We start from the raw sequence: 24,125 nt of genomic DNA, 5'->3' as shown, positions 1-24,125 counted from the left end.
ACGTTGTTTCAGATAGTGAGCGGGGGAGCGGTGAGCGGATAGCGCACAACGAGGCGCTTGGTGCGTTGTCTCTGACATTCCTGGTTTTCACCCATCAATCAAATTCGCTTGAACGGACTTTCCCGCTCACCCGCTCACCGTCACGAACGCAACCCCACACCACGCTTCAACAACCACAAACCCAGCCCACCCAACACCACGACAAACCCGATCATCAAGGCAAACGCAATCCAGATCGGCACGTCGCTGGTGTTGAGCAAGCCGTAACGGAACGCGTTGACCATGTAGAAAATCGGGTTGGCGTGGGTCAATACCTGAGCCCAATCGGGCAGCAGCTTGACCGAATAGAACACGCCACCGAGATAGGTCAGCGGGGTCAGGATGAAGGTCGGCACGATGGCCACATCATCAAACTTGCGGGCAAAGATTGCATTGATGAAACCGGCCAGCGAGAAGATCGTCGCGCCGAGCAATACCGTGCTGATGGTGATCAGTGGATGCGGAATGCGCACCTCGGTGAACAGCATCGCGATGCACATGACAATCACGCCGACGAGCAGGCCACGCAGCACGGCACCGGCGACATAGCCGCCGAGGATGACCCAGTTCGGCATCGGGCTGACCAGCATTTCCTCGATGTGGCGACCAAATTTCGCACCGAAGAAACTCGATGAAATATTGCCGTAGCTGTTCTGGATGATGGCCATCATGACCAGGCCGGGGACGATGAAATCCATGTAGTCGTAGCCGCCCATGTCGCCGATGCGAGCACCGATCAGGCTGCCGAAAATCAGGAAATACAGGGTCATCGTGATCGCCGGCGGAACCAGGGTCTGCGCCCAGATACGCAGGATGCGGGTGATCTCGCGACGCGCGATCGTGACCAGTGCGGTCAGGTTCGGGTGGCGGCTCGGCGTACTCATGCTGCTTCATCCTTGTTGCCGGTCATGCGTACGAACAATTCCTCAAGGCGGTTGGTCTTGGTGCGCATCGAGCGCACGCGGATGCCAGCCGTGTCGAGATTGGCGAAAATGCGGTTGAGATTCATCGTCCGCGGCATCGCCAGATCGAGCGTACGGCCGTCCACCGCGCGGATCTCGACGCCATCGATAACCGGCAATACGTTCGGCAAGTCGCCGTCGATATCCAGCAGGAAGCCTTCGACGTCGAGCTGCGCGAGCAAGGTCTTCATCGGCCCGTTCTGGATGATGCGACCGCCGTCAATGATGGCGAGGTTGCGGCACAGGCTCTCGGCCTCCTCCAGATAATGCGTGGTCAGGATTACCGTGGTACCGGCAGCGTTGACCTCCTTCAAGGTGCGCCACATGCCGCGCCGGATCTCGATATCGACGCCGGCGGTGGGCTCGTCGAGAATCAGCAGGCGCGGTCGGGTCATCATCGCGCGGGCAATCATCAGGCGCCGTTTCATGCCGCCGGAAAGCGTGCGCGCCATGGTGTGCGCCTTGTCCCAGAGCTGGGCGCGGCGCAATTCCTGTTCGGCGCAAATTTTGGCTTCGGCGCGTGGTATGCCGTAAAAGCCCGCGTAGTTGCAGAGAATCTCGAACGGCTTCTCGAAGAAGTTGAAATTGACCTCCTGCGGAACCAGGCCAAGCAGACGCATCGCTGCCTCGCGATCCCTGGCGATATCGACGCCGAACACCTTGACCGAGCCGGAGCTGGCATTGACCAGCGAGCTGACAATGCCGATCAGGGTCGACTTGCCGGCGCCATTGGGGCCGAGCAGGGCGAAGAAATCGCCGGGCTGGACGTCGAGCGAGATGCCCTTGAGGGCTTCGACGCCGCCGGCGTAGATCTTGCGCAACTCATGAATTTCGAGCGCGGGGGCTTGGCTCATGGACATGGGCAGAAAGGCGTAGGCGAGGGAGGCTGATAGTATAGCGGGCTGTTCCCAACGACTGTTTTCGACGTGGCCATCATCCAGTTTCCGCTCCGTCTCGTTTCCGCCCACATGATTGCCCCGGCCGTGCGTCACATGGTCTTCGAGCGCGCCGATGACGAGCCGTTCGCATTCATCCCCGGGCAATTCATGCAAATCCACTTCCATTATGCCGATGGCAAACCGACCAAGCGCAGCTATTCGGTCGGAACGGTTGGCAGCGGCGATGCGACACCGATCCGGCAGATCGAAATCGCCGTGTCCTATGTCGATGGCGGTGCCGCAACCGAGCTGCTGGGCAGTTTGCAAGTGGGCGACAGCGTTGATGCGAGCGGCCCGTATGGTCGCTTCTGCCTGATGGATGCCGACAGCAATTCGCGCTACCTGCTGGTTGCCACTGGCACCGGTGTCACGCCGTATCGGGCCATGTTGCCGTTGATCACGAAGCTGACCCGGAGTCGCGGTTGCAGCTTCGAGCTGATCTACGGCGCGCGTAACGAGGGCGACCTGCTCTATGGTGACGAATTCGCCGCATTTGCCGAAACGACGCCGGGGTTCGGCTTCCATCCGTGCTTCAGTCGCGAGCCGCGCGCCGTTCCGCGCGCAGGTGATCGCAACGGTCGCGTACAAGTCGCCATCGAGGCGCTGAAGCCGGATGCGGCGACCGATATCGTCTATCTGTGCGGTAACCCGGACATGGTCGACGAGAGCTTCAGTCTGCTCAAGGAAGCCGGCCTGCCGGTGCCGCAGATCCGCCGCGAAAAATATATCTCTTCGCGCTAGTCCGGCTCAATTCAGTGTAAAGGGTGCTTGACACTTGACGGTTTCGCTCGCTAGGCTATGTCAAGCTTACTTGACACGGAATACCCCATGCGAGCCACTGACAAACGCTATCTGCGCGAACTCCTGCCCTCGATGGCCGTCTACACGATCGTCATGCTGACCGTGTGGCCGCTGGTACGAACAACCGACGACGTCATGTTGCGGGCGCTTATCGCCATGGCTCCCGTGATTCCAATCGGTTTCACCACACGCGCCATTATTCGGCACATCCTCGCCGCTGACGAAATGATGCAACGCCTGCATCTTGAAGCGCTGGCAATTTCAGCGGGTGTCGTCGGTGTCACCAGCCTGATTGGCGGTTTCCTCGCCGCTGGCGAGGTCATCTCGCTCGATGGTTCGATTCTGTTCTGGGTATTTCCGGTGCTGGCGGGGACCTTCGGTTTGGCGCGTAGCCTGGCGATACGACGCTGCGACGCCGAATAGGCGCCGTCGAAGTTGAATCGCAGCCGCGCAACACGGAGATTCACGTGACCCACGAAAATCGCAAAATGAACCTGGGCAATTGCCTCGCGGCTGCGCTGGCCTATGTGGCGACGACCTGGTTTTGCCTCTGGCTCCTCGAGCACAGCTTGCTCGACGCGCCCTTGATGCTGCGCACGCTGGTCAGCCTGCTGCCGGTGGTTCCAATCCTGTTTGCGATACGCGCCGTCGTTCGGCTGCTGCTTGCCGGTGACGAGATGCAGCGGCGGATCGATCTTGAAGCGCTGGCTATTGCCGCGGTCGCAGTGGGACTCGGTTGTCTGACCTTGAGTCTGCTGCTGGTCGCCAATGTCATCGCATTGAGTGCGCGAGACGCCATGCGCTGGGTCTTTCCGGCGCAATGGATCGCCTACGGACTGGCCCGGATCTGGGCACAGCGACGCTACCAATGAATAATCGCGTCCGCGAACTTCGCAGTAACAGTGGCTGGTCACAAGCCGAGCTGGCCGATCGTCTTGATGTCTCGCGGCAAACCGTCAATGCCATCGAAACCGGCAAATACGATCCCAGTTTGCCGCTCGCTTTCGCCATCGCGCGCCTGTTCGGCGAGTCGATCGAAACCATTTTCAATCCTGATGCCTGAACTCGAATGAACGTCATGAATCGATGGAAACGTTACCTGATCGACATGGGCCCGGTGACCCTGTTTTATATCGCCAGCGTGCTGATTGCCGGCGTCGTCAGCAAACGCATGGACCCCGGTGCGCTGAGAATTCTCGTCTCCATGATTCCGCTGCCTTCAATTGCCTGGATGGCCTATGCCGAGATGCGGCGTCTGCGCAAACGCGACGAATTGCGCCAGCGCATCGAAGTCGAGGCCATGACCATCGCGTTCTCGGTATCGCTGTGCGTGATCGTCATGCTGACCTTTCTGGATTTGTTCGATGCGATGAAGACAACCATTCCGGTCGCCGGCTTGATCATGTGCGCCTGCTGGTTGGGCGCGCAGATCTGGGTCCGTCTGCGCTATCGCTACTGGGCATGACGCAATGACTCTGGATCATCGCCCGAACAACAAGACATCTGTCTCCAAGAGGTTTCCATGAAAAAGAACATGAAAATAGGCATTGCAGCGCTGCTCGCCGTGCTTGCATTCGGCTACGGAAAATACCGCGACAAACCGTCGACGACGGATTCCGCGCAAAGCACGAGTGGAAAATTTCGTATTGCCGCCGGTGCCGAAACCTTTCGCTTTGGCACCTTGGACTTCAAGCCTTGCGAACTCAAGCGCGAACACTCGGCGGCTACCACCAAGGCCTGGTGCTCGCCGTTTCAGGTGCCGGAGAACCGCGCCGACAAGAATTCTCGCAAGCTTGATCTCAAGTTCGCCCTGATCCCGAGCAGCCAGGCCGCCGATGACGACTTCATCGTTTATCTGGCTGGTGGTCCGGGTCAATCAGCGGTCGATACCTGGCCGCAGATGGCCGACGCGCTTGGACCGGCGCGCAAACATCGCCATGTGCTCCTGCTCGACCAGCGCGGTACCGGCGCTTCCAATCCACTCAAATGCAAGAGAGAGGACGAGGATTCACTACCGTTCAATCTCGAACGCACAGCCGCATCAACTCGGCAATGCTTGCAGGAGGTGTCCGCACACGCCGATCCGCGCTTCTATACGACTACCGATGCGGTCGAGGATCTCGAAGCGCTGCGTCAGGCGCTTGGCGCACCGAAATTCGATCTGGTCGGGGTTTCCTATGGCACCCGCGTCGCCCAGCAATATCTCAAGCGCCATCCCGACGGTGTGCGCAGCATCGTTCTCGACAGTGTCGCGCCGAATGAGCTCGTCCTCGGCGCCGAGTTCGCGCGCAATCTCGATGATGCGCTCAAGGCTCAGTTTGCCAAATGTGCAAAGCAGGCCGATTGCGCCAAGACATTTCCTGATCCGTACGCGGATCTCTTCAAGCTGCGTAAAGCTCTGACCGACTCACCGCGCAAAGTCAGTTACGCCGATCCGGTCAGCTTCGAGCAGAAAACTGAAACCCTAAACGGCGACTCGATGGTCGGACTTGTACGCATGTTTGCCTACGCTCCGGAAACCGCAGCCTTGCTGCCGCACACCATTGAGCAATCGCTGGCCGGCAACGATGCGCCGTTGCTTGGACAGATCGGCATCCTCAGCCAGGGCATCGAAGATCTGGTCGGCAGCGGTCTGCAGCTCTCGGTGATCTGCTCGGAAGATGCCGATCGACTGCAGCCAAACAAAGCCGATGTCGACACCTTGCTGGGTGATCGCATGGTCACCGTGCTCAAGGCCCAATGCGAAATCTGGCCGCACGGCGAGAAGCCGGCTGACTTCAATGAGCCGGTCAAGGGCGATACGCCGATTCTCGTGCTCGAAGGCGAACTTGATCCGGTTACCCCGCCACGCTACGGCGAACAAGTCATGAAGCATCTCGACAACGCCAAACTGATCGTCGCCAAGGGCCAGGGTCACAACGTCATCGGTCGCGGCTGCATGCCGAAGCTGGTCAGCGAATTCATGGACACGCTAGCCCCGAAGGCGCTCGATGCTGCTTGCGTCGACGAGCTCGGCCCAACCCCCTACTTCCTCGATTTCAATGGAGCTGCACCATGATCGAACTGAAAGCACTGAACAAGGCCTTCGGCGAGGTCAAAGCCGTTGACGGCGTAGGCTTCACCGCACGCGATGGCGAGATCACCGGCCTGCTTGGGCCCAACGGCGCCGGCAAGACGACCACTTTGCGCATGCTCTATACCTTGATGAAACCCGACAGCGGCCAGGTGCTGGTCGATGGCATCGATGCTGCCGTCGATCCGATCGCCGTGCGCAAACGCCTCGGCGTGCTGCCCGACGCACGCGGCCTGTACAAGCGCCTGACTTCACGCGAAAACATCGAGTACTTCGGACGCCTGCAAGGCATGGACGAGGCAACGATCGCCAGCCGCATCGATGGCCTGTCAAAGGCGCTCGACATGGGCGAAATCATCGATCGACGTACAGACGGATTCTCCCAGGGCCAGCGCGTGAAGACCGCAATCGCCCGGGCCCTGATCCATGATCCGAGGAACTGCATCCTCGATGAGCCGACCAATGGTCTTGATGTCATGGCGACTCGGGCCATGCGTGACTTCCTGCGTCACTTGAAAGCCGAAGGCCGCTGCGTACTGTTCTCCAGTCACATCATGCAGGAGGTCGGCGCACTGTGTGATCGCATCGTCGTCATCGCCCATGGCCGCGTCGTTGCCGATGCCTCGCCAGACCAGCTGCGCGAGCAGGCCGGAACCCCCAATCTCGAAGATGCCTTTGTCCAGGTCATCGGATCCGCAGAAGGACTCGCCGCATGAAAACCATCCTCACTGTCTTTCTCAAGGAAGTGCGCGAGAACATCCGCGACCGACGCACCGTCATCAACACCTTGCTCACCGGTCCGCTGATGGCACCACTGATTTTTGTCTTGCTGATCAATGGCATCGTTTCGCGCGAACTCGACAAGGCCGAAAAGCCGTTGCCGGTGCCGGTCATCGGTGCCGAGAACGCGCCGAACCTGATCGATGCGTTGACCCAGTACGGCGTCATCATCAAGGATCCGATCACGAATCCAGAACAAGCGGTACGTGATCAGGAGGCCGATCTGGTTCTGCGCATTCCACCGAGCTATGCCGACGCGTGGAAGAAGGGCGAGCCAGCCCAGGTCGAATTGATCTTCGATGAATCGCAACGCGATGCGCAGGGTTCGGTGAGCCGCCTGCGCAGCATTATCGAAGGCTATGGCCAGCGCACGAGTTCGCTGCGTCTGGTCGCGCGTGGCTTGTCACCAACGATAACCCGGCCACTGGTGATCGCCGATCGCGACCAATCCACCGCGCAGGCGCGCGGCGGCATGATGTTCTCGATGCTGCCTTACTTCTTCATCCTCGGCGCCTTTATCGGCGGCATGGCTCTGGCCATCGATACCACCGCCGGCGAGCGTGAACGACAGTCCCTCGAACCGCTGTTCGCCAACCCGGTCGCGCGCACAAAGATCCTGCTCGGCAAGCTCGGAGCCACCGGTGCCTTTGCCCTGACCACGCTGTTGCTCAGCATCATCGCGTTTTCGTTTGCCGGTCAGTTCATGCCGACAGAAAAGCTCGGCATGACTCTGTCGATCGGCACCCACTTTGCGGTGTTGACCCTGATCACGATGTTGCCGCTGGTATTCCTGATCGCCACGCTGCAAACCCTGGCCGCCGCCTTCGCCAAGAGCTTCCGTGAGGCGCAGACCTATCTGTCGCTGCTGATGTTCGTGCCGGCCCTACCGACCCTGCTGATGTCGATCTTCCCGTTCAAGGTGGAAACCTGGATGTACGCCGTACCGCTGGTCGGCCAGCAAGTCACGATCACCCGGCTGATGCGTGGTGAAGCCATCGGCAGCGCCGAAATCGCCCTGTGCTTTGCATGCACGTCGTTGGCAGCGGTGATCGTGTACTTCATCACCGCGCATATCTACAAGGGCGAGCGCCTGGCGATTTCAACCTGATGGCTGGTGAGCGGGCTTTGATGCGGGAGTGGGGAGTGGGGAGCGGTGAGCGGTGAGCGGTGAGCGGTGAGCGGTGAGCGGAGAGCGCTCTTCTACATGTCGATGTGACCACCATGGTTCTCGCGACACAATCCAATTCGCCGAAACCGCCCTTTCCACTCCCTATTCCCCACTCCCCACTCCCGCCTTCAAAGCCCGCTCGCCGCGCGCGCCACGGCGCGAAACAACGCCCGGCCCTTGTTCATCGTCTCGGCCCATTCGGTGGCTGGGTCGGAGTCGTAGACGATGCCGGCACCGGCTTGTACGTGCAGGTGGCCGTCCTGGATCACGGCGGTGCGGATGGCAATGGCCATGTCGGTATCGCCGGACCAGCCGATGTAACCGATCGAGCCGGCATAAATGTTGCGCTTGATCGGTTCGAGTTCGCGGATCACTTCGAGCGCACGAATCTTCGGCGCGCCGCTGACCGTTCCGGCTGGAAACGACGCGCGCAGCACGTCCATGCTGGTCAGGCCATCAATGAGATCGCCTTCGACCTGGCTGACGATGTGCATGACATGTGAATAGCGTTCGATGGCGAAGCTGTCGGTCAGCTTGACGCTGCCGGTCTTGCTGACCCGGCCGACATCGTTGCGGCCGAGATCGATCAGCATCAGATGTTCGGCGCGCTCTTTCGGATCGGCCAGCAGTTCGGCTTCGAGGGCAAGATCCTGCTCGGGCGTATCGCCACGGGGCCGGGTTCCGGCCAACGGTCGCAGGGTGACCTTGCCATGCTGCTGGCGTACAAGAATTTCCGGCGAAGAACCGACAATCTGGCTCACGCCCAAATCGATGAAGTACATGTATGGCGACGGATTCAGCGAACGCAGGGCGCGATAGACATCGACCGGTCGTGCGCGAAACGGCACGCTGAGCCGTTGTGAAAGAACGACCTGGAAAATGTCGCCGGCACGGATATATTCCTGGGCCTGGCGCACCGCTGCCTCGAAACCCTCGCGGGTGAAACCGGAGACGAAATCAGCTTCGTCGAGCGGCTTCGGATCGAGTGTCTCCGGATAGCTCGATCCGGAATGTCGCAGGCGAAAGGCCAGTTGGTCGAGTCGACGACAAGCCTGAGCATAAGCCTGTGGCTGCGACGGATCAGCATGCACGATCAAATACAGCCGCCCCTTGAGGTTGTCGAAGACGGCGACTTCCTCGCTGAGCATGAGCAGGGCGTCAGGCGTGCCAAGCTGGTCGGGCTTGTCGTCCATGGCGAATCGCGGCTCGATCCAGCCAATCGTCTCGAAACCGAAATAGCCGACCAGGCCGCCGGAAAATGCCGGCATGTCGGTCAGGGTCGGCACGCGGTATTGCTGGCGAAGCGCGTCGATTTCGGCCAGCGGATCGGCCAGTTCACGAGTCTCGACGACTTCGCCAAGTTCCTCGATGCTCAGCGTGTGTCCGCGTAACGAGTAGACGCGTCGACACGGCAGACCAATGATCGAATGGCGTCCCCAGTTCTCGCCACCCTGCACCGATTCGAACAGATACGAATACGGTCCATCGGCGAGCTTCAGGTACACCGACAGTGGCGTATCCAGATCCGACAGCACTTCGCGCGCGACCGGAATCCGGTTGTAGCCCTCGGCGGCGTAGGCGTTGAATTGTTCCTGCGTGATCACGGCTCTGCTTCAGGTCAAAACGGCCCGAGAAGATAGCAGGGCATGGTGAATCGCGACAGCGCGGGCGCCACGCCGTGGATTATCCCAACCGGCGGCGGGTCATTGCCGCCAGGTGCAAGCTGAATTCGACGCCGCTGCCATCGGCGAGGTTGGCTGCACTGGCATGGCCGTTATGCAATTCCGCAACGAGGCGCACGACATGCAGGCCTAGGCCAAGATGCGGCGTCTCGCCGCCACCGCGCGCGCTGCGCTCGCGCAGACTGACCAGTGAATCGAACAGGCGCTCCTGCATGTTGCCAGGCAGCAGCGGACCGCTGTTGGCCATGCGCAGGATGATTCCCGACTCGCCACGGGCCAGTCCAATCCGGATCCATCCATCCGCGCTGCAAAATGAGCGCGCGTTGTCGAACAGCTTGTCGAGTGCCTGGGCAATCAGATCGGGTGCGCCGTGGAATGGCAGCGGACTCTCGGTGAGATTCACTTGCAGCTGCCGTGAACCGGCAACGCTGCGATAGCCTTCGGCGCAACCGGCGACCAGTTCGCGCAGATCGAAATCCTCGGCTTCGGCCGAAGCGATCGCGCGTTCCACGCGACTCGATTCACTCATCGCGCGGACGATGCCGCCGAGTCTTCCGGCGCCATCGCGGGCACGATCAAGATACGGTTGGGCATCGCTCGGCAGGTTCTGGTGGTCGAGGTTGTCGAGCGAGGATTTGACGATGGCCAGTGGCGTATTGAGTTCATGCGAGAGTTTGGATGCGAGGGTCTGCAGGTACTCGGTGTAGCTGCCGACTTCGTCGAACAGACGTCCAAAGCTGCGCGCCAGATCACCGAGTTCATCGCTGGAATTGGCCAGCGGCAGCGGACCGGAAAGCCGACCTCCGGCTCGTGTCGCGCGCTCGGTTGCATTGCGCAGGCGGCGAATCCGCCAACTCAACAAGCCGCCAAACAACAGCAACAAGGCCGCGGTTACCAGCAGGGCCAGCAGGCTTGCACCGAGCAGGCTCGACAGCGCCCGATTGGCCAGCATCGGCAGGGATGGGTTGGCCTGCTCAAGTACGAGCGCGCCACGCTGGGCATCGCGACTGCGCAAGGGAACTGCGGCAATCAGCAACACACCTCCGTTGTCGGTGCTGCGCCATCCGGTCGCGGGCACGCCAGACAAAGCCTGCCAGAGATCATCGCCTTGCAAGCGCGGATCGATGGCGCCGAAAGCGTTGACATAGCGGGGCGCTGAAGCTCCATCGGTCGACTCCGGTGCGAGCAGATGGCGATAAATGAAACCGGCCAGCCAGCCCTGGTCTTGCCCTGCTGGCACAGCGAAATCGAGCGAACCACCAGCGGCCACCAGCCAGCCATCGGCCGAGACCATGCGCACGCGCACATGGTCGGGAGCGAGCCTGGCGAGCAAGATGGCGGTGGCCTTGTTGTAGCCGAGCAAGGCGAGAGGCGTGCCGGGTGTCCGAGTTGCAACGGCAGAGTCGTGGACATCGAAGAGCATGTGATCCGGCGCGTCGGATCGCGCAATCCGCAACTCGATGCTGTAGCCGGAGCCATCCTCCTGCCATTCGCCGGTCAGACGATCCGGGAACGGGCCTTCACCGTCAATCGCCGGCGCATCGAAACTGCCCGGGGCCGCACTCGCGATTCGGTAGCGGCGAGACTGGCCGGCACGAATCAGGGACAGATCGAGATAGTCGCTGCGTGACACCGCGAAATCCCTGGCATCAACACGCTGCCGTGTCGCATCGCGCACCCGCGCATAGAGATAAAGCCATTGCTCATCTTCAGCGAGCATGACCTCAAGCTTGGCCTTGTCGCCATCCGCCGCAATGGTTTGCGCATAGGGCCGGAAGGTCTGCCAGTCATCACCATAGCCATCGATATGCATGACCGCCTTGCGTTCGTGCACGTAGAGCACGGCATCCGGCTGCGGCGCCTCGATGCCCAGTACATCAAGCGAACGCGCCAGCGTACTCGCCGAAGCCAGCAGGGTCTGCTCCTGACCCTGGCGCAACACCGCCTCGGTCTGCTGCACAAACTGCCAGCCGGCCCAGGGCAGGGTCAGCGTGGACAGGGCAACGAGGAGGAGTTTCAGGCGCAGGGACATGGGTGGGGCGGGAGTGGGGAGTGGGTTGAAAACGGGAGTGGGGAGTCGGGAGTGGGTTGGCGCTGGGAGTGTGAGGGGTAGCTTGGTACAGGTTAGCGGTTAGCGGGGAAAGCAGCCTGCGCTGGAATGACGAGGTGGCAGGGCATTGGCTTTTCCCACTCCCCACTCCCCATTTCCAGCTCTAACCCACTCCCGCTCCTCTAACAACCCACCTATATCCCGCACCGTGCACGGTATCAATCGCATCAAAGGCGGGATCGATGGCGATGAATTTGCGCCGGATGCGTTTGATGTGGGAGGTGATGGTGGCGTCGTCGACGACGACCTGGGCGTCGCGCATCAGTTGTTCGCGGCTCTTTACGTGGCCGGGGAAGCGCACCAGGGTGTGCACCATCCAGAATTCGGTGACGGTCAGCGGCACTTCTTCGCCGTTCCAGGTGACGCGCATGCGTTCGGATTCGACGCGCAGCGGGCCTTCTTCGTGGATGCTGTCGGCGGCGCTTGGCTTGCGCAGGGCTTCCATGCGCCGGAACAGGGCGCTGATGCGCGCGGCGAGTTGGTGGAATGAGACGTCCTTGGCCAGGTAGTCATCAGCACCCAGACGCAGGCCGGAGATCACATCGAAATCCGAATCGCGTGCGGTCAGGAAAATGATCGGCAGGGTCGCTTCCCTTGCGCGCAGATTGCGGCACAAATCGAAACCGCCTTCCGGCTCGTCGCCGAGGCCGACATCAATGATGACCAGCTCGGGCATGCGCTGGGCGAATGCGCTTTCGGCTTCGGCACGGCCGGCATAGCCGCGCACTTCGTAGCCGGCGCGGGTCAGCGCCTCGACATAGTTGGCGCGGATCAGCGGTTCATCTTCAACGATGGCAATGCTGCGCGGCATGACTTCACTCCAATGGCGTTGCAATGAGCTTACGCAGCGTCGTACCCATGCCGCAATGCGTGAACCACGATTGCCCGCAAACCGCCACAACTGATCGCGAACGCGTCACCGAGCGGACGCGAACCGGCCCGCGACGTTCGCTGGAATGGCATCGAAGCCACCGGGAGCGTGCAATGAAAGCGGACCACAACGAAACCAATACCGATCTTCAACCCGGCTTCGAGCCGCTGCGCACAATCTTCGCGATTCTCGTCCTCGTGCTTGGCTTCGCCGCCGGAGCACGTGCGGAAACGGGTTTCGGCACGATCAAGGCAACGGCCACGGACGGCCAACCGTTCGAACTCGTTGCGCTGGCCAGCGATGTCTACTACCAAATTGGCGGACTCATCGCCGAAGCCAGCATCCGTCAGCGTTTCACCAACACCAGCAACGACTGGATTGAGGCGCAATACCTGCTGCCATTGCCTGATGGCGCCGCCGTGCATGACATGACCTTGCGGGTCGGTGAGCGCGTCATCGTCGGCGAGATCCGCGAGAAGGAGCAGGCGCGCCGCGAATACGTCGAGGCGGCGGCGAGCGGCAAGCGCGCGGCTCTGGTCGAAGCGGATCGGGCCAACCTGTTCCGCACCGCCGTGGCCAATGTCGGCCCGGGTGAGACCCTCGAAGTCGAAGTGCGCTGGTGGCAGCAGGTGAGCTATCACGATGATCGCTTTTCGCTGACCCTGCCGCTGACCTACACGCCCAGATACGTGTCGCAGAAGCTCGCGGGGAACGCTGAAGAAGGGGCCAATTCACATCCATCCAGATCATCGACGACCCACGATGATGTGCACAGCACAGAGGCACCGACGGTCGCAATCAGCATCGATCTCGATCCCGGGCTTGCCCTGAGTCGGATCGAAAGCTCGACGCATGCGCTGACCGTGAAACGTCAGGGCACGCGCTACTCGATCACTCTGGCCAGAGGCAGTGTTGCCGCCGATCGCGATTTCGTTCTCGATTGGCTGCCGGTGCTCGGCAGCGCACCCGCTTCGGCCATGCTCAGCGAAGCCGTCGACGGCGAAACCTACGCGATGATCATGATGTTGCCGAACAGCGAGATCGCCGAGCCGTTGCCGCGCGAACTGATCCTGGTCATCGACACCTCGGGCTCGATGCAGGGTGAGTCGATCAGGCAGGCGCGTGCCGCGCTCGATCTGGCCTTGTCCTCATTGCGTCCGAGTGATCGTTTCAATGTCATCCAGTTCAATTCGGAAACCGAGTCGCTGTTCGATCAGGCGGTTCCGGCGACACCCGCGGACGTGGCCCTGGCGCGACAGTGGGTGGCAAAACTCTACGCCACCGGTGGCACCGGAATGGTCACCGCCTTGCGTGCCGCGTTGCAGGGATCTCCGCCGCCTGGCTATGTGCGCCAGGTCGTATTCGCCACCGACGGCGCGGTCGATGATGCCGCCGGGCTCTATCAACTGATCGATCACGATCTTGGCCAGTCGCGGCTGTTCCCGATCGGCATCGGCAGTGCGCCGAACGCGCAGTTCATCACCCGCGCGGCGACCTCGGGACGGGGATCATCCATCGTCATTCGTGGTCCGGCCGAGGTGCAGGCGCGCATGCACGAGCTGTTCGCCAAACTCGATCGGCCGGCGCTTCGCGATCTTTCCCTGAGCTGGCCCGGGATTGCCGAGAGCTACCCGCAGCGCCTGCCCGATCTGTACGCCGGCGAGCCACTGCTCGTTGTTGCCAAGCTGTCGAACCTGCACGGCACGCTTGAGGCGCGCGCGACGGGTAGTACCTCGTCGTGGGCGAAATCGCTGCCGATGGATCGTGCGGCCAGAGCTACCGGAATCGCGCGCCTGTGGGCGCAACGCAAGATCGAGAGTCTTGAGCAGTCGATCGATCAGGGTGCCAATGCCGACGAGGTGCGCAACGCGGTGCTGCAACTGGCCATCGACCATCACCTGGTCAGCCCGTACACCAGCCTGATCGCCGTCGAGCAGACCCCGGCGCGCGATGCCGCTGAGGATCTGCTCTCCAAACGCATCGCCAATGGCCAGCCCGCCGGCAGCCTGGCCTATGCCGCGACCGCCACCTCGGCGCCGCTGCAAATGCTGATCGGACTGATCTTGCTGCTGATCGCCGGAGTGTTCGCCTGGTGCGGACGGCGTCGCCAATCGAATTCCTTCCCGGCCTGACTTTGGAGAATCGAAATGAATCTTTCTTTCTTGAACTGGCAAGCTGGCCCATCGCGTGATCAGCCGAACCATGATGATGGTGCGAACGACTGGCTTGGCGGCGAGGCCTGGGTAACTCCGCAAACCATCGTTATCGACACGATCGCCAGCCCGCGTGCAGCGTGCAGCGAAGATCCGGCCAACGACTGGGTTCCGCTCTAGGGCAACGCTGATGACAGCGAAACTCCTGCGTCGTACGGCATGCCTGCTGGCCCTGTGCGCGTGCATGCCGCTCAGCCATGCCGCCTACATGAATGCCAAGGCCGAACTGGCCCAGGTCCTGCTGCAACGTGCCTGGCAGCAACGTCTGCAAACCGGTGACCCGGCCAAGCCCTGGCCGTGGGCGGATACTTCACCGGTGGCCAGATTGAAGGTTGCCCGACTGGGTATCGACGAGATTGTTCTCAGCGGTGATTCGGGTCGCACGCTGGCATTCGGGCCGGGCTGGGCGGAATCCACCGCGATACCCGGAACGCCGGGCTTGAGCGTGGTCAGCGCCCACCGCGATACGCATTTTGCTTTTTTGCGCAATCTGCGTATCGGCGACCGGATCGAAATCGACAACGCCGATGGTTCACGGATGCTGCGTGTCACGACCATGCGCATTGCCGACTCGAGTCGCGAGCACATCGGCGTCGACAACGATGCCAATGGCCTGATGCTGGTCACCTGCTATCCGTTCGATGCCTTGACCGCAGGAGGACCGCTGCGATTCGTGGTCACAGCGGTCCCCGAGCATGCCTCCTGACGCCTGTTTCCTTCTGCCGAGGGGCGAAGGGAGTTGCCTGACAAGCCTGCCGAGTCAAATCCCGACAGACACCACGCCGCCGGATTCACTCACCGGTTGCAGGCTCCATGCCTTGTTCTGCACCGGACGGTGCTGATCGGTATCCCTTGCCATGGCTGCGGCGTGCGCCACGATGCTCAGCGCGTTGTTCAAGTTTCCAGCTCACATAGTTGGCATAGGCGGTGTCGCCGAGCGCGGCTCGGAGTTTGCTGTTTTGCTCTTCGCGCAGGATCTTGCGCTCGTTGCGCACCCTGTCCATCAAGGCGCGTTGTGCTTCTCGGGTTTCCATTTCGATGCGGACGATGTCATCTCGCTGGGTTTGGGTAAGGCCCGGAACCGTGGCGATCCTGGCCTCGGGAGATTGCCGGCTCGGGCGCGTGTCTGCATACGCTGCACTGGCGAGCAACGTGACCAGCAGGGCGCTGGCAATGGCCTTGGTACTGAATAGTTTCATGGTCGTTTCCTTTGCTTGTGGGGAGTGACACGAGACGATTCCGCCAGACCGGGAATCGTGGGGGTTCGACGTGCGCAAAGTCAGGCAACGGGGCATGCTGCCGCTGGCTTCTGCATCGCCGTCTGGCGGATCGTCTCGTGATTCCAGCCTGGACCAGCAATGCGCAGCAATCGCAGAGGAATCATGGAAATTCTGCGCAGATTGAATCTTCGACGTGCGCTCGCGCTATCGTGCGCCGGTCGGCCGCAATTTGACTGCATCAATGAACCTTCGTCTCTGGCAACGCCTGTTTCTGACCTTCGCCGCGCTGGCCAGCATTGCCCTGGCCGGTTTCGTCGTCTGGCAGCAGCAGGCATTCCGTCGCGGCTTCCTGGCCTACCTCGATCAGGCCGCGCTGGAACGCCTGCAGCCGGTCGCAGATCGGCTTGCCGATTCGTATTCCGAACACGGAAGCTGGAGTTTCCTCCACGGTGACCGGCGCCAATTCAGCGAGTTGATCGCTCCGGATCTTCGTCGCACGCTGCGCCAGGCGGATCGCCAGCGTGGTGAGCCATCCGTGGCCAATGAGCCGGGACGCGATAGCGAATCGGCTCATCATCGAATGCCGCCGGAGGCGTGGCGGGAGCGTAGATTCGAGCACGCGCGTCGCCGTTATGAGGCCCAGCTCTCACGTCTGCTGCTGGTCGATGCGAACGGTAAACCGGTTGTCGGCGACGCGTCGATTGCACGCAACTCGGCCAGCGTGCCTGTCGAGCTTGATGGCAAGCGCATCGGCAGTTTGCTTTTGGCGGCACTGCCGCAGTTGCGAAGTGCTGCTGACCTGGCTTTCGCTCGCGAGCAATTGCGTGTTGCGCTGGCCGCAGGCGTGGCCATTCTTGCGATCGCGCTGTTATTGGCATTTACCCTGGCGCGCTGGTTGCTGACCCCGGTTCGCGAGTTGGCCGCCGGTACGCGGGCGCTGGCCGCGGGCGATTATGGACGTCGCATCGGCGATCGGCGAGGTGACGAACTCGGTGCGCTGGCGCGTGATTTCAATCATCTTGCCGGTACGCTTGAGCAACATCGTGAGGCACGTCGACGCTGGGGTGCCGATATCGCGCATGAATTGCGCACACCGTTGAGCATCCTGCGCGGCGAGATCCAGGCCTTGCAGGATGGCGTGCGCAGCCCGACGCCGGCAGCGTTGAACTCGCTGAATGCCGAATGTGAGCGCATGGGTTCCTTGATCGAGGATTTGTATCTGCTGTCGCTGGCCGATGCCGGTGCACTTGAATATCGTTTTGAAACGCTGGATCTCGGAGAACTGATCAGCGACGCACTGGAGACCCAGACAGCCATTCTTTCCGCAGCGGGGTTGAGCGTCGAAACCGATATCGACGAGCTGCCCCCAATCCGCGCAGACGCACGACGCATCGGCCAACTCATCGACAACCTGATGACCAATACGCGGCGTTACACGGACGCACCCGGGCGCATTCGCGTTGCCCTGAAAAGAAACGCGGATCAGGCCATCCTGTCCATCGAGGACAGTGCACCCGGCGTGCCGGAAGAGTCGCTGGAACTCCTGTTCGAGCGCTTGTATCGCGTTGATGCTTCGCGCAATCGCGCAGCCGGAGGTGCCGGCCTCGGTCTTGCCATCTGCCGCGCCATCGTTGGCGCGCACGAGGGAACGATCAAGGCACGGCATTCCTCGCTCGGTGGTTTGTGCATCGAAATCCGCATTCCCCTGGCCTTGCCAAACGCATGAATCAAACCGCACACATTCTGATCATCGAAGACGAACCGAAACTGTCGGCTCTGATGAGTGACTATCTGCATGCCGGCGGCTTTCAGGCGAGCATTCTCGAAAGCGGCAACAACGCGATCGAGTGGATTCGGCAACACGCGCCCGATGCGATCCTGCTCGACATCAACTTGCCCGGTATCGATGGCTTGACCTTGTGCCGGCAAGTGCGTGCGTTCTCCGCGGTCCCCATCCTCATGCTCACCGCGCGGGTCGAGGAGATCGATCGTCTGCTCGGCCTCGAACTGGGCGCTGACGACTACATCTGCAAGCCATTCAGTCCGCGTGAAGTGGTGGCACGGGTACGTGCCGTGCTGCGCCGGTCACGCCCGCAGGACGAGTCGGTTGCCCGCGCCGTGGTTCTTGACGAGGAGCGTTTTGAAGCGCGTGTGCATGGCCAGCCGCTGGCCCTGACCCCGGTCGAATTCCGCCTGCTCGGCAAACTGGCCAGCCAGCCCGGTCGGGTCTTCTCGCGCGAGCAGCTGATTGGCGCGCTTTATGCAGATCACCGCGTTGTCAGTGATCGGACGGTCGACAGTCACGTCAAGAACTTGAGAAAAAAGCTGCTTGATGCGGGCATCGACCCGATTGCCGCCGTCTATGGCGTCGGATATCGGTTCGAGCTGCTTGACGACGAGGTCTCGCCGCCTCGCCGCTGAGTGGCTGTGGCGATGTCCGAATCGGCCACTGGGTGTCACACGCTTTTCATTAGCCGCTCCATTGCCTAGCATGCGCATCGGGGAAACGAGGGAAAACACATGCTCGAGAGCTCCATTCCGGTCAAGACCGAAGCCGGTCGACTCGAAATCGACGAGCGCAAGCTGAAGATCGGCGCCCGCCAGCGCATGGTGCTGATTTCGATCAATGGCGAACGCACGGTCGGAAGCATTCGCAAGCAGTTCGTCGCCATCAACGATATTGACAGCCTGCTTGGGGAATTGCTGGCGTCTGGATTGATCGAGTTCACTTCGACCGATCATTCGCACGACCCGGCCGAAGTCATCACCGCGCCGCCGCCTGACCTGCCTTCATCGGCCAACTCGGAAGCCAGGCTCGTTGCGCCTGCCGAGGCAAGCCCGGTCGCCAGCGAAGCGACACCAGCAGTTGCATCGCCAACTGTCTCCGACGGCCTGGTCCAGGCACGCGAATACATGAGCCAGACGCTCAGCGCCAAAGTCGGTTTGCGTGCCTTTCTGTTCAGCCAGAAAATCGAAAAGAGCAACTCGCACGAGGCGCTGAGGGGGCATCTGCCGGAGTTTCGTCGTCTGCTGCGAAAGAGTCTCGATGCCGGCAGGGTCGCCGAGTTCAGTGCCCACGTTGAGGACCTGCTGGCGAACCACTGAATCAGCCGTGAGCCGATTACCAACCTCAAGCCATCGGCTTGGGCTTGATCGACATCGTGCCGAAGCCAGATCCACAGTGCTGGACGAAGCCGACCGAGGCAGGCACGATTGTCGGTTCGATCTTGCTGATGGATCCTTTGCCAGCGCATGGAAGAGTCGCTGTTTCGCCAGTTGCTGTCGCGCAGCACCCACTCGGTGCTCGACCAGCCGACGCTCGCCAAAGGTGCGGATTACCTGCGCCGCAGCCGCGTGCGTGAAATCTGGTACGAAAATTCAGACGATGCCGGGACCCTTTTCGGATCCGTGCAAGGCCGTGAGCCGGATCCCTATACCGCGGCCATCCTGATCGGCCTCAACGGCGGCAAACCGAGATTCGCCACGCAATGCACCTGCCCGCTCGAAGGAGAATGCAAGCATGTTGCTGCCGTCGCCCTGAAGATGCTCGGCACGCGCGGCTCGGCGCTTGAATCCGCCAGGCCTTCTGCTGCAACCAGCAATGGGCCGGCGGCGTGGAAACCCTGGTTCGATGCAATCAATGCCGAGCCCAGATCCAGGCTGCGCAAACCGGCCGAGGATCCGGCGCTGGTGTTTGGCATCCTGCTACGCATCGGCGAGGGAACCTTGCCCGGTCTGCAGGCGCAGCCGGTCTGGCTGAAGCCGAACAAGCGCGGTGGTCTCGGTTCACCCCAACCGGTCGGCCAATTCCAGTTTGGTGCCGATCCCTGGCAACGCCTGACCGCGCGCCAGTTTGAGCACGTCGCGCGCCTGCGCATGGCCAGCCCGCACTACGCATCCAGCGCCTGGTATCCGTTGACCGGTGAGCGCGACGAAGCGCTGCTGGAAATCCTCATCAACGAATATCCGTGTTTCGTCGAAAAGCCTTCGCGCGGACAGGTCGCGCTGGGCAGCCAGTGCACTCTGGATTGGGGCTGGACACTCTCCGACGACGGCAACCAGAAGCTGGCTCCGCAACTGTTTGAGGCTGACGCCAGTACCCGTCTGCTGCGGATCGCGCAGATCTGGTATTACGATCCGACCAAGCTCGCCATCGGACGTGTCGAGGGCGATGCCCAGGTCATCGATGCCGCCCTGCGTGCGCCGGCACTGCTGCCCGAGCATGCCGATTTCGTCGTCGAACGCTGGAATCAAACCCATCAGCTCCAAAGCCTGCCGAAACCATCGCGGGCAGCGACGCCACAAACCCACGAGGTCACGCCGATCCCGGTGCTGACCCTGCGTGCATTTCCGGTGCTGGTCCTGAATCAGGGCGTTACCCAGCGCTATCAGGCCGGCTGCGTGCGTCTGAGTTTCGACTATGAAGGGCCGCGTCTGCCATTTGCTCCGGTCAAGCCGCGCGAACGGCGCATGCACGAGGGGCGATTGCTCGACATCGTGCGCGATCGTTCCGCCGAGATTGCCGCTTGTGAGCAGCTCGAGGAGCTGGGACTGATCGACATTGACCTGTTGCCACGCCTGCCCAACCTGCCACGCGATACGTTTGCCGATGGCGACTTCGTACTCGAACCGCGTCGCGGTCAGCTGATCGCTGCCGAGCATCTTTTCGCGCTGGCACCGCGTCTGCGGGATTCCGGATTCCAGCTTGAGACCGATGCCGGTTTTCCGTTCGAGCTACTCGATGAGCCGGATGACTGGTATGCCGAGATCGAGGAATCCGGCAATGCCTGGTTCGACCTGAGCCTCGGCATCGATATTGGCGGCGAGCGCGTCGACCTGCTGCCGATCCTGCGCCGACTGCTCAGCGATCCCGGCTTTCCGTTGAGTCCTCGCAAGGGCGAGGATGACGATGCGTTGTGGCTGGTGCCGATCGATGATCGCCGTCGCGTACCGTTGCCACTGGCACGCCTGCGCGAGTTGATGTCGCCCCTGCTCGAATGGCTGCAGGATATGCCCGAGCGCGATGCCGAGCAGGGCGCCCTGCGCCTGCGCCGCTCGCAGGCCAGTGTCCTTGATGAGCTGTCGGCGAAATCCGAAATGCCGTGGCGCGGCGGCGAGAAGCTGCGTGAACAACTGGCCCGCTTGCGGGATGCACGAACACCGGCGATGGAGCCGCCCGGCTTCAAGGCGACCCTGCGCAGTTACCAGCGTGATGGTCTGGCCTGGCTCGGCTTTCTCGCCGATGCCGGACTCGGCGGCGTGCTTGCCGATGACATGGGGCTCGGCAAGACCGTGCAGGTGCTCGCCCATCTGCTCGCCGAAAAGCAGCGTGGCAATCTGGATCGCCCGGTGCTGATCGTCGCCCCGACCAGTCTGGTTTCGAACTGGCGCGATGAGGCCAGGCGCTTCACGCCCGATCTGTCCGTGCTGGTCCTGCACGGGCCGGCCCGCGGTGGTCTGCACGAGGCAATCCCGCATCACGATCTGGTCATTACCACCTATCCGCTGCTGGCTCGCGATCGAGACGAATTGCTCGCCCACGATTACGCTCTGCTTGTGCTCGATGAGTCACAAGTGGTCAAGAACGCAAAGAGCCAGGCGGCCAGGATCGTCCGCGAAATTCCCGCACAACGGCGTCTGGCCATGACCGGGACGCCGCTGGAGAATCATCTTGGTGAACTCTGGGCCCAGTTCGATGCGGTCGAGCCTGGCCTGCTCGGCAGTGATCGCCACTTCACCCGCTTCTATCGCACGCCGATCGAGAAACACAACGATGTCGAGCGCCGCGAACGCCTGAGTCGACGCATCGCGCCGCTGCTGCTGCGCCGGCGCAAGGAAGACGTGCTCGACGATCTTCCCGAAAAAACCTTCATCCCGCGCAACGTCGAACTCGATGGTGCGCAACGCGAACTCTACGAAACCCTGCGTCTGGCCCAGCACGAACGCGTTCTTGCCGAAGTGCAAAAGCGCGGACTGGCACAGAGCGGCATCATCGTTCTTGATGCGTTGCTCAAATTGCGCCAGGCCTGCTGCGATCCGCGCCTGGTCAAACTCGAAGGGGCCAAACGCATCAAGCAATCGGCCAAACTCGAATTGCTTCTCGAGTTGACCGACAGCCTGGTTGCCGAGGGCCGTCGCATTCTCGTCTTCAGCCAGTTCGCCGAAATGCTCGATCTGATCGCCAAAGCCTTGACCCAGCGCAAGCAGAAGTTCCAGTTGCTGACCGGGCAAACACCGAGCACGCAGCGCGCCGATCTCGTCGCCCGTTTCCAGGCGAAACAAGTGCCGATTTTCCTGATCAGCCTGAAGGCCGGTGGCGTCGGTTTGAATCTGACCGCTGCCGACACCGTGATCCACTACGATCCGTGGTGGAACCCCGCCGTCGAAGCCCAGGCCACCGATCGTGCCCATCGCATCGGTCAGGAAAAGCACGTATTCGTCTACAAGCTGATCTGCACCGGCACCGTCGAGGAGAAGATCCAGGCCATGCAACAACGCAAGGCCGACCTCGCCAACGCCGTCCTCGAAGGTGGCAGCACGCAATCACTGCGCTTCGATGAAGATGATCTCGCCGAGTTGTTCGCGCCGTTGTAAAACGCGTGGTGCGATCAACCCTGCTGATGGTCACAACTTGAACGCGACTCGCATGCCACCATCTTTCACCGGGAGCACGGGTTCAAAGACCGCGCTCGCCACCGCCCAACTGGAGTCCAATCACGATGCGCGCACTTTTCGTACTGTTGCTCTGGGCCATCCTGCTCGTCCTCGCCTGGCCGGTTGCCCTCGTCCTGCTGATCCTGTGGCCGATCCTCTGGCTGCTGTCGATCCCGTTCCGCATCGTCGGCTCGCTGATGGAAGGCATTCTTGCCCTGATCAAGGCCATCTTCCTGTTGCCCGCACGCATCCTCGGCTATCGACCGCCAGCGTCGAGTCAATAGCGGATAGCGTGGAAGGCACCCAGGCATCGAGGTTGAGATGTTGAGAGCTGAAGCGGATATGCAGGCGGACCCGATGTCTGTTGGCGAGGCACCCGGCAACGGTAAATCTGGACCGCGGTCGTGAATTGAACCTGGTCAGGTCTCAGTTCTGCGCCCGGGTCCAGTTTCGCCAGCGCCGCGTCATCTGTACACCAATCAGGCATATCCCGAGCCAGGCCAGGCTCTCGAAGAATGCGGCGAGCACGTCACTGAGGAAGTGCGCCCCGAGGTACATGCGACTGGCTGCGACCAGCAAGACCATCGCCATCGCCGCGCTGACGATCGCCACATTGCGTCGGCGCGAGTGACTGCGGCTGATCAACAACGCGGCCAGGAAGCCGTAGAACAAGGTACTGCCGGAGACGTGACCACTGGGAAAGCTGAAGCTGGCAAGGCTTACGATCGGATCGACAAACTGTGGTCGCGCACGGGCAAAGAGATACTTGAACAAGGTATTGATCAGGATTCCGCCCGGAACCACCAACACCAGACCGAGCAGCCAGTCACGCGCGCCAGTTTTGAGCAGTATCGCGCCGACGAGGAGGGTCAGGATGCTCATCGGTATGACATCGTGCAGATCTGAAACGACCAGCATGAACTGCGTGGTCAATGGTGTGGCACCCACATGCAACCAGTCGGCGAGTTGCTGATCGAGCACGGTGATCCGTTCAGCGTTATGGACATCCTCGGCAAGATCGACAAACACGCCTATCGAGGCAAGGATCAGGCACAAGAGCAGACTGAGCGGCCATGCCGGATGGCTCCGGAGTGTTTGTACCGCCCGGGCAAGTTTGTGATGCCAGGAATTTTTTGCACTATCCCGCATATCACCAATTTTCATGGGATTCCGGATTTCCGGGAATTATGACGCGTCTGCCGATGACATCCGCAATCTGCAGATGAAAAGCGTCTACCATCCGGCCGCGATCGCCGAAGCAACTGGCCGGCTTCGCCAGCGAAACGAACCAAACCCGTAGGCAAACTCCACTGTCGTCAACGAGCTGCGTATTCCCGGCATTGACCGTCACCATCTTCGCCAATGGAGTTTGCCAGTCTCATCGGCAGCACTGGCCAGCGCAGTCGACCGGCAGTGATCGGCCAAAAGGGGACGGTCGAATGTCTACTCTGACCCGGGCTTCTCGCGTGGATTGGGAAAGTGCACCTTTCCGTACCCCGGATGATTAGGTTTCTGTAACAATGGAGCCATTCGTCAGCTACGGAGAGGCCTGAATGGCTGGGATCGAACTATTCATCGGAATTGTTGCGCCGGCAGGTGTCGACTACTTGGCTG

The 24,125-nt window shown here is 61.4% G+C and carries 23 protein-coding genes; 16 read left to right on the top strand and 7 right to left on the bottom strand.

Annotation, left to right across the window (positions count from 1 at the left end):
• Positions 1-140 precede the first annotated feature (140 nt).
• Together VFN25_RS07240 and VFN25_RS07235 are read right to left on the bottom strand one after the other, a co-directional pair.
• Entirely contained in the window at positions 141-923 is a 783-nt protein-coding gene (locus VFN25_RS07240) for an ABC transporter permease (RefSeq protein ID WP_325140332.1), read from the bottom strand.
• Positions 920-1,861, bottom strand: a complete 942-nt coding sequence (locus VFN25_RS07235; RefSeq protein ID WP_325140331.1) for an ABC transporter ATP-binding protein — start codon at positions 1,859-1,861, stop codon at positions 920-922. The genes VFN25_RS07240 and VFN25_RS07235 overlap by 4 nt, the downstream gene beginning before the upstream one ends.
• Before the next feature lie 72 nt (positions 1,862-1,933).
• Here VFN25_RS07235 and VFN25_RS07230 point away from each other — a divergent pair, with 72 nt between their 5' ends.
• From VFN25_RS07230 to VFN25_RS07195, 8 genes are all read left to right on the top strand, one after another.
• Positions 1,934-2,680, top strand: coding sequence for an FAD-binding oxidoreductase (locus VFN25_RS07230; protein ID WP_325140382.1), 747 nt, complete (start codon positions 1,934-1,936; stop codon positions 2,678-2,680).
• Between the two features lie 87 nt (positions 2,681-2,767).
• Positions 2,768-3,163 carry a hypothetical protein gene (locus VFN25_RS07225; protein ID WP_325140329.1) on the top strand — a complete coding sequence of 132 codons (396 nt, stop codon included), beginning with the start codon at positions 2,768-2,770 and terminating at the stop codon, positions 3,161-3,163.
• Between the two features lie 44 nt (positions 3,164-3,207).
• Positions 3,208-3,612, top strand: a complete 405-nt coding sequence (locus tag VFN25_RS07220; RefSeq protein WP_325140327.1) for a hypothetical protein — start codon at positions 3,208-3,210, stop codon at positions 3,610-3,612.
• Complete coding sequence (locus tag VFN25_RS07215; RefSeq protein ID WP_325140325.1) at positions 3,609-3,803, top strand: helix-turn-helix transcriptional regulator; 195 nt, start codon at positions 3,609-3,611, stop codon at positions 3,801-3,803. The genes VFN25_RS07220 and VFN25_RS07215 overlap by 4 nt, the downstream gene beginning before the upstream one ends.
• A gap of 15 nt (positions 3,804-3,818) precedes the next feature.
• Positions 3,819-4,205 (top strand): hypothetical protein, encoded by a 387-nt coding sequence (locus VFN25_RS07210; RefSeq protein ID WP_325140323.1) that lies wholly within the window; start codon positions 3,819-3,821, stop codon positions 4,203-4,205.
• Positions 4,206-4,274: 69 nt separating this feature from the next.
• Entirely contained in the window at positions 4,275-5,798 is a 1,524-nt protein-coding gene (locus VFN25_RS07205) for an alpha/beta hydrolase (RefSeq protein WP_325140321.1), read from the top strand.
• Positions 5,795-6,529 (top strand): ATP-binding cassette domain-containing protein, encoded by a 735-nt coding sequence (locus VFN25_RS07200; protein ID WP_325140319.1) that lies wholly within the window; start codon positions 5,795-5,797, stop codon positions 6,527-6,529. The genes VFN25_RS07205 and VFN25_RS07200 overlap by 4 nt, the downstream gene beginning before the upstream one ends.
• Entirely contained in the window at positions 6,526-7,701 is a 1,176-nt protein-coding gene (locus VFN25_RS07195; protein WP_325140318.1) for an ABC transporter permease, read from the top strand. Before VFN25_RS07200 ends, VFN25_RS07195 begins: the two co-directional genes overlap by 4 nt.
• 188 nt (positions 7,702-7,889) lie before the next feature.
• On the opposite strand, the gene trpE is transcribed toward VFN25_RS07195, so the two are convergent.
• The 3 genes from trpE to pdsR all read right to left on the bottom strand — a co-directional run bounded on the left by trpE (position 7,890) and on the right by pdsR (position 12,364).
• Positions 7,890-9,365 (bottom strand): anthranilate synthase component I, encoded by a 1,476-nt coding sequence (gene trpE / locus VFN25_RS07190; protein WP_325140316.1) that lies wholly within the window; start codon positions 9,363-9,365, stop codon positions 7,890-7,892.
• A 79-nt stretch (positions 9,366-9,444) separates the two neighbouring features.
• Positions 9,445-11,475: an ATP-binding protein gene (locus VFN25_RS07185; RefSeq protein WP_325140314.1), complete on the bottom strand. Its 2,031-nt coding sequence runs from the start codon at positions 11,473-11,475 to the stop codon at positions 9,445-9,447.
• A gap of 181 nt (positions 11,476-11,656) precedes the next feature.
• On the bottom strand, positions 11,657-12,364 hold the full coding sequence (gene pdsR / locus VFN25_RS07180) for a proteobacterial dedicated sortase system response regulator (RefSeq protein WP_325140312.1): 708 nt from the start codon (positions 12,362-12,364) through the stop codon (positions 11,657-11,659).
• Between the two features lie 23 nt (positions 12,365-12,387).
• On the opposite strand from pdsR, the gene VFN25_RS07175 reads away from it, so the two are divergent.
• From VFN25_RS07175 to VFN25_RS07165, 3 genes are read left to right on the top strand one after another with little or no spacing between them, the layout of a single operon-like run.
• The gene (locus VFN25_RS07175; RefSeq protein ID WP_325140310.1) at positions 12,388-14,556 is read left to right on the top strand and encodes a marine proteobacterial sortase target protein; all 2,169 of its coding nucleotides are present in this window, start codon (positions 12,388-12,390) and stop codon (positions 14,554-14,556) included.
• Between the two features lie 15 nt (positions 14,557-14,571).
• Complete coding sequence (locus tag VFN25_RS07170; protein ID WP_325140307.1) at positions 14,572-14,757, top strand: hypothetical protein; 186 nt, start codon at positions 14,572-14,574, stop codon at positions 14,755-14,757.
• A 10-nt stretch (positions 14,758-14,767) separates the two neighbouring features.
• Positions 14,768-15,343: a class GN sortase gene (locus VFN25_RS07165; RefSeq protein WP_325140305.1), complete on the top strand. Its 576-nt coding sequence runs from the start codon at positions 14,768-14,770 to the stop codon at positions 15,341-15,343.
• An 85-nt stretch (positions 15,344-15,428) separates the two neighbouring features.
• Here VFN25_RS07165 and VFN25_RS07160 read toward each other — a convergent pair whose 3' ends face one another.
• Complete coding sequence (locus VFN25_RS07160) at positions 15,429-15,836, bottom strand: hypothetical protein (RefSeq protein ID WP_325140303.1); 408 nt, start codon at positions 15,834-15,836, stop codon at positions 15,429-15,431.
• A 262-nt stretch (positions 15,837-16,098) separates the two neighbouring features.
• On the opposite strand from VFN25_RS07160, the gene VFN25_RS07155 reads away from it, so the two are divergent.
• The 5 genes from VFN25_RS07155 (at position 16,099) to VFN25_RS07135 (ending at position 22,795) form a co-directional block, all read left to right on the top strand.
• Complete coding sequence (locus tag VFN25_RS07155; RefSeq protein ID WP_325140301.1) at positions 16,099-17,583, top strand: ATP-binding protein; 1,485 nt, start codon at positions 16,099-16,101, stop codon at positions 17,581-17,583.
• On the top strand, positions 17,580-18,278 hold the full coding sequence (locus VFN25_RS07150; protein WP_325140300.1) for a response regulator: 699 nt from the start codon (positions 17,580-17,582) through the stop codon (positions 18,276-18,278). The genes VFN25_RS07155 and VFN25_RS07150 overlap by 4 nt, the downstream gene beginning before the upstream one ends.
• A 99-nt stretch (positions 18,279-18,377) precedes the next feature.
• On the top strand, positions 18,378-18,962 hold the full coding sequence (locus VFN25_RS07145) for a hypothetical protein (RefSeq protein ID WP_325140298.1): 585 nt from the start codon (positions 18,378-18,380) through the stop codon (positions 18,960-18,962).
• Positions 18,963-19,109: 147 nt separating this feature from the next.
• The gene (locus VFN25_RS07140; RefSeq protein WP_325140296.1) at positions 19,110-22,451 is read left to right on the top strand and encodes a DEAD/DEAH box helicase; all 3,342 of its coding nucleotides are present in this window, start codon (positions 19,110-19,112) and stop codon (positions 22,449-22,451) included.
• Between the two features lie 125 nt (positions 22,452-22,576).
• Complete coding sequence (locus VFN25_RS07135; protein WP_325140294.1) at positions 22,577-22,795, top strand: hypothetical protein; 219 nt, start codon at positions 22,577-22,579, stop codon at positions 22,793-22,795.
• 142 nt (positions 22,796-22,937) lie between these two features.
• On the opposite strand, the gene VFN25_RS07130 is transcribed toward VFN25_RS07135, so the two are convergent.
• Positions 22,938-23,675 carry a phosphatase PAP2 family protein gene (locus VFN25_RS07130; RefSeq protein WP_325140292.1) on the bottom strand — a complete coding sequence of 246 codons (738 nt, stop codon included), beginning with the start codon at positions 23,673-23,675 and terminating at the stop codon, positions 22,938-22,940.
• Positions 23,676-24,125 lie beyond the last annotated feature (450 nt).

The organism is Dokdonella sp. (assembly GCF_035703485.1).
GTDB lineage: Bacteria > Pseudomonadota > Gammaproteobacteria > Xanthomonadales > Rhodanobacteraceae > Dokdonella.
The sequence above is the reverse complement of the archived record's forward strand: the minus strand, read 5'-3'. Positions and strand labels throughout refer to the sequence as shown.